The organism is Plantactinospora sp. GCM10030261, from assembly GCF_042666615.1.
Classification (GTDB): Bacteria; Actinomycetota; Actinomycetes; order Mycobacteriales; family Micromonosporaceae; genus KBS50.
The window spans coordinates 59,037-68,678 of record NZ_JBHTDD010000032.1 but is presented as its reverse complement, the minus strand read 5'-3'; the positions used below and the strand labels follow the sequence as shown (position 1 = coordinate 68,678).

7 protein-coding genes and 2 pseudogenes are annotated in these 9,642 nt (G+C 72.5%); 4 read left to right on the top strand and 5 right to left on the bottom strand.

Annotation, left to right across the window (positions count from 1 at the left end; translation table 11 throughout):
• Positions 1-171, top strand: a pseudogene (locus tag ACFQUZ_RS27860) (AAA family ATPase); the annotation flags it as partial.
• 59 nt (positions 172-230) lie between these two features.
• Here the strand turns inward: ACFQUZ_RS27860 and ACFQUZ_RS27855 are convergent.
• Complete coding sequence (locus tag ACFQUZ_RS27855; RefSeq protein WP_377447439.1) at positions 231-1,220, bottom strand: hypothetical protein; 990 nt, start codon at positions 1,218-1,220, stop codon at positions 231-233.
• A 309-nt stretch (positions 1,221-1,529) separates the two neighbouring features.
• Here ACFQUZ_RS27855 and ACFQUZ_RS27850 point away from each other — a divergent pair, with 309 nt between their 5' ends.
• Positions 1,530-3,365 carry an ABC transporter ATP-binding protein gene (locus tag ACFQUZ_RS27850; protein ID WP_377447452.1) on the top strand — a complete coding sequence of 612 codons (1,836 nt, stop codon included), beginning with the start codon at positions 1,530-1,532 and terminating at the stop codon, positions 3,363-3,365.
• Positions 3,362-5,218 carry an ABC transporter ATP-binding protein gene (locus tag ACFQUZ_RS27845; RefSeq protein ID WP_377447437.1) on the top strand — a complete coding sequence of 619 codons (1,857 nt, stop codon included), beginning with the start codon at positions 3,362-3,364 and terminating at the stop codon, positions 5,216-5,218. Before ACFQUZ_RS27850 ends, ACFQUZ_RS27845 begins: the two co-directional genes overlap by 4 nt.
• Before the next feature lie 13 nt (positions 5,219-5,231).
• Here ACFQUZ_RS27845 and ACFQUZ_RS27840 read toward each other — a convergent pair whose 3' ends face one another.
• The 4 genes and pseudogenes from ACFQUZ_RS27840 to ACFQUZ_RS27825 form a co-directional block, all read right to left on the bottom strand.
• Positions 5,232-5,834 (bottom strand): TetR family transcriptional regulator, encoded by a 603-nt coding sequence (locus ACFQUZ_RS27840; RefSeq protein WP_377447435.1) that lies wholly within the window; start codon positions 5,832-5,834, stop codon positions 5,232-5,234.
• Positions 5,835-5,983: 149 nt separating this feature from the next.
• Positions 5,984-6,739, bottom strand: a complete 756-nt coding sequence (locus ACFQUZ_RS27835) for an ABC transporter permease (RefSeq protein WP_377447434.1) — start codon at positions 6,737-6,739, stop codon at positions 5,984-5,986.
• Positions 6,740-6,831: 92 nt separating this feature from the next.
• A pseudogene (locus ACFQUZ_RS27830) lies at positions 6,832-7,563 on the bottom strand (ABC transporter ATP-binding protein); the annotation flags it as partial.
• Positions 7,564-7,743: 180 nt separating this feature from the next.
• On the bottom strand, positions 7,744-8,775 hold the full coding sequence (locus ACFQUZ_RS27825) for a LysR family transcriptional regulator (RefSeq protein ID WP_377447432.1): 1,032 nt from the start codon (positions 8,773-8,775) through the stop codon (positions 7,744-7,746).
• Positions 8,776-8,850: 75 nt separating this feature from the next.
• Here ACFQUZ_RS27825 and ACFQUZ_RS27820 point away from each other — a divergent pair, with 75 nt between their 5' ends.
• The gene (locus ACFQUZ_RS27820; protein WP_377447430.1) at positions 8,851-9,582 is read left to right on the top strand and encodes a hypothetical protein; all 732 of its coding nucleotides are present in this window, start codon (positions 8,851-8,853) and stop codon (positions 9,580-9,582) included.
• Positions 9,583-9,642: the final 60 nt, after the last annotated feature.

The window sequence follows — 9,642 nt, the reverse complement described above, 5'->3', positions numbered from 1 at the left end:
GACAACCTGTCGGAGCGGATCCTGTTCAACGAGTTGACGCCGGGGCAGATCGTGGTCGTCGACTGCGAGGGCGACCCGGAGGATGTGGACAAGTCCACGCTGATGTTCCGGGCCGTCGAGAAGGGGTTCACCGTCCCCGACGCCGTACCGGCCGACCTGGATCGGGTCTGAGCGGAGGCGGAATCCGCGGCCGGCCCGGCCGCGGATTCCGCCTCGACGTCCCGACCGGCTCAGCCCTGGCCGGCAGGCCCGGTCCGGACCGGGCCCGGTGCCCGCTGAGCCGGGCCGTCGGCCTCCTGATCGGGCAGCACCACCAGGTCCTCCGGTCGAACGGAACGTCGGACGTGCGAACCGTCAAGCACGATCTCGTAGCCGATCGGTGGCCCTACCAGAGCCCACCGGGCACCGACGATCGTCCCCTCCCGGCGCGGCAGCGGGGGCGCCGCCAGCCGGATCCGGGTGCCCGGCGCGTGTCCGTCCTCCGCGACCACGAGCAGCGCGTCGAGCACCTGCCGCACACCGTCCCACGGCGCCCGCACCACGTACGGCTCCCCGTCGCGACCTTCCCGGGGAGTCATCGCCACCCGCCAGATCGCGGTCAGCCGCTCCGCGTCGTACCGGACCAGCCAGTCCTGGTGCCGGGATGCCGCGGCCAGGGCGGTCTCGACCCGCCGCCAACGCTCCGCCGGGCCAGCATCGATGGTCAGCCGCACCAGCCGGTCCAACTCCGCGCAGACGGTGTCCAGCGCGGTCTCCTCGGCCAACTGCGCGGTCCACGACAGGTCACCCAGCGGCGGGACGAAACCCGGTGCCTCGTGTCCCACCACCAGATAGAGCATGGCGAGCAGGTCCTCCCGACCCGGCCCGAAGTAGAGCCAACCGGCGCCCGTGCCGGCCCGGCCGCGCCCCGGCGGGAACCGGTCGACCAGGTGTCGGGCCCGCCCGCTGGGCAGTACGGCCGCCAGCCGGGCGTCCCGGGCCCGCTCCTGCCCGGAGCGCCGTTCGCGGCTCGGGATCGACCAGCGGGGCAGGCCCGCGAGATGCCGTGGATAGACCGTCCGGCCGTGGCAGGCCAGCAGTTCACCGGGCGCCAACGCGGCGGCGGTGACCTGGCGCGCGGCCACCGAGTAGGCCAGCCCCGCCTGGGCGGCGTACATCCGGATGGCCCGTTTGCGGGCACGGTCCGGGCGGGGGCGGCTGCGAGACGTACCGTCAACCATGAAGTCAGTCCTCCGGCCTCGACCCACGCTCGTACCGAATCGGACACAGATCGCAGCACCGTCCGCGAGCGCTGAGTCGGAGCCTCTTGGCCTGACGACGCGGTCGGCGTGGGCGACCGGGTCGGGCGCGGGCGGGCGCACCACCCGCGCTCACCATACCGTGTGGCGCGCCGACCCGGCAGATCCGCTGTGACAGCCGACACAGGGGATAACGGGTCGTTACCGAGCGCGCCAAGCGGTAAGGATGAGGGTGGAGTTTTGCGGCTTACGGCGGGGGAGCGTGTGGGAGCGAACAAGACAAGCCGGGACGTGCTCATCCGGGGCCTGCGGGTGCTGGGGGTGGCGGTCCGGGAGCAACCACGGATCTTCGCCGCCGCCGTCGGCGGCAGCGTCCTGTTCAGCCTGCTGGTCATCGCCAACGCGTACGTCGTCGGGTGGATCGTCGGCACGGTTGTCGTGCCGGCGTTCCAGGACGGCCGGCTGGAGGTCGGACTGGTCGCGGGGAGCGCCGCGGCCCTGCTCGGCATCAGCGGACTGCGGGTGGTCGGCATCTTCGGCCGGCGCCTCGGTGCCGGCTACATGCAGTTCCGGCTCCAGGCCGCGTACCGGCGCCGAGTCACCGGCCGGTACCTGGAGCTGCCGCTGGCCTGGCACCACCGCAACGCCACGGGAACGCTGTTGTCCAACGCCAACTCCGATGTCGAGGCGGCCTGGTATCCGATCGCGCCGCTGCCGTTTGCGGTCGGCACCCTGGTCATGCTCGTGGCCGCGGTGGGTTCGTTGTTCGTCACCGACTGGGTGCTCGCAATGGTCGGACTCACCGTCTTTCCGGCGCTGTTCGCGCTGAACGTCGTCTACTCCCGCCGGATGGCTCCCCGGCAGGCCCGCGCTCAGCGGATGCGGGCTGAGGTCAGCGCGATCGCCCACGAGAGCTTCGACGGTGCGCTGGTAATCAAGACGATGGGTCGGGAGGCGCAGGAGACCACGCGGTTCGCGGAGCGGGCCGGTGAGCTGCGGGACTCGCTCATCTCGGTCGGCCGGTTGCGGGGCGCGTTCGACCCCCTGCTGGAGACGCTGCCCAGCGTCGGAACGCTCGCCGTGCTTGTCGTCGGGGCCTTCCGGCTCCGGGACGGCGCCATCAGCGTCACCGAGCTGGTCAGCGTCGCATTCCTGTTCACCGTGCTGGCCTTCCCGGTCCGGGCCATCGGATGGGTGCTGGCCGAGCTGCCGCGCAGCGTCGCCGGCTGGGACCGGGTGCAGGCCGTGCTGACGGCAACGGGCCAGATGCGGTACGGCGACGCGGAACTGGACCGGGCCGGCGGCGCTCCCGCCGCCCTCACCTTCGACGAGGTCGACTTCGGCTACGAGCCGGCCGACGCGGCGACGACCTCGCCGCGGGTGCTGGACGAGGTCTCCTTCGAGGTGCCGGCCGGGCGCACCGTGGCGCTGGTCGGGCCGACGGGTTCCGGCAAGTCCACAATCGCCTCGCTGGCGGTCCGGCTGGTCGACCCGGACAATGGCGCGGTCCGGCTGGACGGTGTGGATGTCCGGACGCTCACCGCCGGCTCGCTGAGCGCCACCACCGCCCTCGTCGCGCAGGTGCCGTTCGTCTTCGACGACACGGTCCGGGCCAATATCGCCCTGGATCGGCCGGGCATCAGCGACGACGACGTGTGGGCCGCGTTGCGGTTGGCGGAGGCGGCCGGCTTCGTGGCCGCCCTGCCCGACGGCCTGGACACCATGGTCGGGGAGCGGGGCACCTCGCTCTCCGGTGGCCAGCGGCAGCGACTCACCCTGGCCCGGGCGCTGGCCGGCCGCCCCCGCCTGCTGGTGCTCGACGACGCCACCAGCGCCGTCGATCCGCGCGTCGAGGCGGCCATCCTGGCCTCGCTGCGGGGGTCGTCAGCCGGCGGCGCGGCCGCCTCCATCCTGGTGGTGGCGTACCGTCGGGCCACCATCGCCCTCGCCGACGAGGTGGTCTACGTCGAGCGCGGCCGGGTCGTCGCCCGCGGCACGCACCCGGAGCTGCTGGCCACCGTCACCGGGTACGCCGACCTGGTCACCGCGTACGAGAAGGCCGAGGCGGAGCGGGGGCGGGACGACGACCCGAACCTGGTCGACTTCGGTGCCGAGGTGACTCGATGACCACCACGGCGGCCGAGCCCGAGGACGAGCGGAAGGACACCGTGACCGAGCCGATCGATTCCGCCGAGCGGACCGAGAGTGCCTGGCAGACCGTACGGCGTGGCCTGGCACTGTCGCCTGAGCTGCGGCGAGGGCTGGCCGGCACCCTCGCGCTGGCGCTGGTCTCGATGGTCGGCCGGGTGGCCGTCCCCATCGCCGTGCAACAAGGCATCGACCGCGGCCTCACCGTGCCCGGCGGGCCGCGGCTGGACGTGATCGCCACCGTCGTAGCGATCACCGCCGGGGTCCTGGTGGTGACCACGGTGTGCGGCTATCTGATGATGCGTCGGCTGTTCACGGTGAGCGAGACCGCGCTGGCCAACGTGCGGATCCGGGCCTTCCGGCACGTACACGACCTGTCCATGCTGCACCAGCAGTCGGAGCGGCGCGGCTCGCTGGTCTCCCGGGTCACCAGCGACGTCGACCAGATCACCCAGTTCCTCCAGTGGGGCGGCGTGATCCTGCTGGTCAACCTCGGTCAGCTCGTGGTGACCACCGCCGTGATGGCCGTCTACTCCTGGCAGTTGACGCTTGTCGTCTTCGCCGCGTTCCTGCCCGCGGTGCTGATCATCCGGGCGTTGCAGCGGCGCCTCGCCGGTGCGTACGGCGAGGTGCGGAGGCGGACCGGCGCGATGCTGGCGGCGGTTGCGGAGAGCGTCGTCGGGGCCTCCGTGATCCGGGCGTACGGCGTCTCCGGACGCACCGGGGCGCGGCTGAACGAGGCGATCGGGCGGCAGCAGCGCGCCCAGCAGCGGGCGATCCGGATCAGCATCTACGGCTCGTCGGTGGGCGAGTTGGCCGCCGGCCTGGCGCTGGCCGCGGTGGTGGGCCTGGGGGTGTGGCTGGGCACCGGTGGCAGCCTGACCATCGGTCAGCTCACCGCGTTTCTCTTCCTGGTGACGCTGTTCATCCAGCCGATCCAGATCGCCACCGAGGTACTCAACGAGGCGCAGAACGCGGTGGCCGGCTGGCGCCGGGTGCTGGACGTGCTGGACATGCGGCCGGATGTCGCCGACCCCGGGGAACGGGGGACCGAGCTGCCGGCCGGCCCGCTCGACGTGCGCTTCGCCGACGTCGGCTTCGCGTACCCGGTGGCGACCGGCACGGACGGGCCGGTGCTCGGTCCGCCGGTGCTCTCCGATGTCGCGCTGGACATCCCGGCCAAGACCCGGGTGGCCGTGGTGGGTGAGACGGGCAGCGGCAAGACCACCTTCGCGAAGCTGCTCACCCGGTTGATGGACCCGACCTCCGGACGGATCCTGCTCTCCGGCGTACCGCTGGAGCAGGTGCGCTTCTCCTCGCTGCGGGCGCGGGTGGTGATGGTCCCGCAGGATGGTTTCCTGTTCGACGCGACGGTGGCGGAGAACGTGCGGTTCGCCCGGCCGGAGATGACCGAGGCCGAACTGGACGCCGCGTTCGTCGAGCTGGGCCTGGCCGACTGGGTCAGTGGCCTGCCCCGCGGGTCGGCCACGCCGGTGGGCGAGCGGGGCGAGGCCCTGAGCGTGGGGGAGCGGCAGCTTGTGGCCCTGGCCCGGGCCTACGTGGCTGACCCCGACCTGCTGGTGCTGGACGAGGCGACAAGCGCCGTCGACCCGGCCACCGAGGTGCGGCTGCAACGGACCCTGGACACGGTGACCCGGGGACGGACGACGGTGGCCATCGCGCACCGGCTCTCCACGGCGCAGGCGGCCGACGAGGTGATCGTGGTGGACAAGGGTCGGATCGTGCAGCGCGGACCGCACGACGAACTGGTCCGCGATCCGTCGTCGATCTACGGTCTGCTGTACGCCTCCTGGCTGGAGCAGACCCGCTGACCCGTCCGGTCGGTCACCGGCCCTCTCCCAGCGGTCCGGTGACGTACCGCTGGATGGTGGGGCCGATGGCGGCCACGATCGTTTCTGGCGGGGCGGAGGCCAGCGGTTCCAGCCGGACGATGTACCGGATCATCGCCAGGCCGGCCAGTTGCGAGGCGATCAGGCTGCCGCGCAGCGGGGCCTCGGCCGGGTCGAGGTCGAGGTGTTCCAGCGCCCGGCGCAGCACCAGGGACGAGATGAACTCCCGCATCAGCCTGGCGCCCCACTCGCTGGAGACGGCCGAACGCAGCAGCGCGATGCCGGCCTTGCCGGCGGGGGAGTCCCAGACGCCGAGGAACAGCCGGATCATGCGTTCGCCGAACTCGTCCCGGCCGCCCGCGAGGGCCTCGGGCAGCAGTTCCCGCGGATCGATCGGCGAGTTCATCGCCGCCAGGAAGAGCTGGTCCTTGGTGCCGAAGTAGTGGTGCACAAGAGCGGGATCCACCCCGGCGGTGCCGGCGATGGACCGGATCGAGGCCTTGTCGAAGCCCCGTTCCGCGAACGCCGCCCGGGCGGCGGTCAGGATCGACTCCCGGGTGTCCGGGTTCCCGGGCCGCCGTCCGGTGCGTCGCGTCATCCTCGTCCTTCGTCCGTTTTCCTCGGTGAGCCGGCCCGTGCCGTCGTCACCCGCTCCGTGCCGTCGGCACCCTGCCCCGGGCAGTCGTCACCTTGCCCCGGGCCGTCGGCACCGGCACCGTGCCGTCGTCACCGGGCCGTCGGCAGCGGTCAGCCGGTCCGGCGGCGCAGCGTCGCGGCGGCGAGCACCAGGGCCAGCACCGCGGCGCCGGCGACCACGGCCAGGTCACGCCACATGGTCGCGGTGGGGTCCGCGTGCGCGCCGACCTCCTGGAGCGCTTCCACCGCGTACGACAGTGGCATCGCGTCGCTGACGGCCTGCAACCACCCGGCCATCTGGTCGCGCGCCACGAACAGTCCGCAGAGCAGCAGTTGCGGGATCACCACGACCGGCATGAACTGTACGGCCTGGAACTCGGTACGAGCGAAGGCGCTGGCCAGCAGTCCGAGGGCAACCCCCAGCACGGCGTCGACGACGGCGATCAGGATCACCAGCGCGGTGCTGCCAGCGGTCTCCAGATCGAAGACCCAGTACGCGACGGCGGCCGCCACGCTGGCCTGGACCGCCGCGGCGAGGCCGAACGCCAACCCGTACCCGAAGAGCAGGTCGAGCTTGCCCAGGGGCGTGGTCATCAGTCGTTCCAGGGTCCCGGTGGTGCGTTCCCGAAGCATGGCGATGCTGGTGACGAGGAACATGATCACGAATGGGAAGAGACCCAGCATGATCAGAGCTACCCGGTCGAAGACGGCCGGCTGACCCGGGCGGGTGGGCTGGTCGACGTACATGAAGTAGATCAACGTCAACAGCAGCGCCGGCACGGCGACCAACAGCGCGATGGTGCGCCGGTCGTGCCGCAACTGGCGCAGGATGCGGCCGGTGGTGACGGCCAGGATCGTCGGGTTCACGCCACCCTCCCCGGGTGTTCGGCCGGCCCGCTCCCGTTGGCCGGCTCGGTCTCGTTGGCCGGTCCGGAGCCGTTGGTCCGCTCGGTCCCGCCGGCCGGCTCGGACCCCTCGGTGGTCTCCCGTGCCTTGATCAGTCGAAGGAACGCCTCGTCCAGGTCGACGGTGCCGGCCGCCTCCCGGACGGCGTCCGGGGTGTCGTCGGCGATAAGCCGGCCCTCCCGGATCAGCATCAGCCGGTCGCACCGGGCGGCCTCGTCCATCACGTGACTGGACACCAGCACGGTGGCGCCGCCGGCGGCCATCTCGTGGAACATCGCCCAGAGTTCGGCGCGGAGCACCGGGTCCTGACCGACCGTCGGTTCGTCGAGCACCAGGACTTCCGGCCGTCCCACGATCGCGCAGGCCAGGGACGCCCGGCTGCGCTGCCCCCCGGAGAGTGTGCCGACCAGTTGACCGCGGGCGTTCGCCAGGCCGACGTCGGCGACGGCCCGGTCGGCCTCGCCCGCCGGTACGCCGTGCAGGGCGGCGAAGTACCGGGCGTTCTCCCGGACGGTGAGGTCGGCGTACACGCTGGGGGCCTGGGTCAGGTAGCCGACCCGTCGGCGGACGGCCGCCGACCCGGCCGGTTGCCCCAGCACGATGACCGTGCCGGCGGCGATCAACTGCACGCCGACGATGGCCCGCATCAGGGTGGTCTTGCCGCTGCCGCTCGGACCGAGCAGGCCGGTCACCCGCCCCCGCGGGACCGCGCAGTCCAAACCGTGCAGCACCGGGCGCTTGCCGCGCCGTACGAGGAGGTTCCGGACCTCGATCGCGGTGTTCACATCGGCCCTCCCTAGTAATTCACCAATCGTTGAACTCAACGGTAGATGAAATAGTCCGGCCGGGCAATCAGCACGTCGGTACGATCCGTCGGGTACGCGACCGTCAGGTCCGTCCGGTCGGCTCGGCGCTGCCGGCTCAGCGCTGCCGGCTCGGTGCTTGCGGCCGCCGTTGTTCACGACTCAGTGCTCCGGGCCGTTGGCGATCGACTCAACGACGGCGTCATTGGGGTGTCCGCCTGGGCCGGACCCCGCTCCTGCGCCGACATCGAGTCGATCTATCAGCGCGGCGGCGAGCCAGCGAGCCGCCGGCGAGGCCAGGTGGCCGTGCAGCAGCTCGATCCGGTGCACCAGCGGTGGCGTCCGCAGCGGCACGGCGACGACCGAGCCCGCGACCGGACCGACCGCGCCGGTCCAGGACTGGCCCGGGTCCGCCGTGCCGGCTACCGAGTTCGCCGACCAGGGCCCGGTCGGCAGCACGGCGAGCCCGTGCCCAGCGGCGACCAGGGTCAACAGTCCCGCGACGTCCGTGCCGGTGTAGCGCAGGGCCGGGCGGAACCCGTCACCGCCGACCGCGGCACGCAACATCCCCAGTGGGGCGGCCACGTCGGGGGCCTCGATCCACCTGGCGTCGACCAGGTCTGGCAGGCGCAGGCCGGCCCAACCGGCCAGCGGATGGCCGGAAGGGACGGCGACCGCCAGTGGCCGTTCGGTCACCCGCGCCCGGCGGAGCGCGTCCGCGCCGGGAAGCCGGAGCGGGTCGCTCGGCGCGGCCACCCCGTCCGTCAGGACGAGGTCCACGGCGCCGGTGGCCACGTCGGCGACCACCGCGGTACGACCGGTGACGCGTACCGACGCGTCGAGTCGAGGCCGCCGACCTCGTACGTCGGCGAGGGCCGCCGCGACCGGAGCGGCGAACGCGAGCGGCGTGACGCCGAGGGTGAGCGCTTCGGGCGGCGTGCCGACCATCCGGGTCACGTCGGCGCGGGCCGCGTCCAACCGGAGGAGGATCGGACCGGCGTGCTCCAGCAGTCGGGTCCCGGCCTCCGTGGGCACGACCGGTCGCCGGCCCAGCAGCGGCGTGCCCAGATCGGCTTCCAGCGCGGCGATCTGCTGGGAGACCGCGGACTGGGTGTAACCCAGCTCCCGAGCCGCCGCGGAGAACGAGCCGGTCCGGGCGACCACGACGAGGGTGCGTAACCATTGAGGATCCACCGCATCAGTGTCGCTTATAGCGCCATCACGAAGAATCGTTGGCGCTAATGCCCGAGCGGGGACAAGCATTGGTGCATGGTCATCAGCACCCGCGTCGCCCTGGTGGGCGACCGTTCGCCGCACGTCCGCTCGCACACCCGCGCCCCGGCCGCGCTCGCCGCCCTGCGACACACCGACGGCCTTGACCTCGACGTCTACTGGATCCCTACGGCGCAGGTGCGCACGGCGGACGCCTTCGACGGGTTCGACGGGATCTGGTTGCTGCCCGGCAGCCCATACGAGAGCGAGGCCGGCGCCCTGGCCGCCGTCCGGGCCGCGCGGACCGGCGGGATCCCGTTCCTCGGCACCTGCGGTGGCTTCCAGCACGCGCTGCTGGAGTACGCCCGGGCGGTGTGCGGACTGGCGACGGCCGGGCATGCCGAGAACGACCCGGCGGCCGAGGACCTGGTGATCGAGCCGTTGTCCTGCTCACTGGTGGGGCACGAGGGGACGGTGCGAACCATGCCCGGGACCCTCGCCGAACGGATCATCGGGGCCGACCAGACGATGGAGCGCTATCACTGCGCGTACGGGCCCAACCCCCGTTACCTCGATCTGCTGGCACGGAACGGGCTGCGCTTCAGCGGACACGACGAGCAGGGCGCGGTGCGGATCGCCGAGTTACCTGAGCATCCGTTCTTCCTGGGCACCCTGTTCCAGCCCGAACTCGCCGAGACCGACCGGCCGCACCCGGTGATCCGCGCCTTTGCCGCCGCCGCGTGCCGGCGTGCCGGCTTGTCGCCGATCCGGGACGACGTGCCTGCCTGAGTTACGAGCCGGTGAGCCATTCGTCCCGGCACGGCGTCTCAGCCGGGTGGCCGGCACCCC

Excerpts from the sequence above, each read along its gene's own strand:
- ACFQUZ_RS27840 (WP_377447435.1), bottom strand. The coding sequence starts at position 5,834 with ATGACGCGACGCACCGGACGGCGGCCCGGGAACCCGGACACCCGGGAG.
- ACFQUZ_RS27855 (WP_377447439.1), bottom strand. The coding sequence starts at position 1,220 with ATGGTTGACGGTACGTCTCGCAGCCGCCCCCGCCCGGACCGTGCCCGC.
- ACFQUZ_RS27845 (WP_377447437.1), top strand. The coding sequence starts at position 3,362 with ATGACCACCACGGCGGCCGAGCCCGAGGACGAGCGGAAGGACACCGTG.
- ACFQUZ_RS27820 (WP_377447430.1), top strand. The coding sequence starts at position 8,851 with ATGGTCATCAGCACCCGCGTCGCCCTGGTGGGCGACCGTTCGCCGCAC.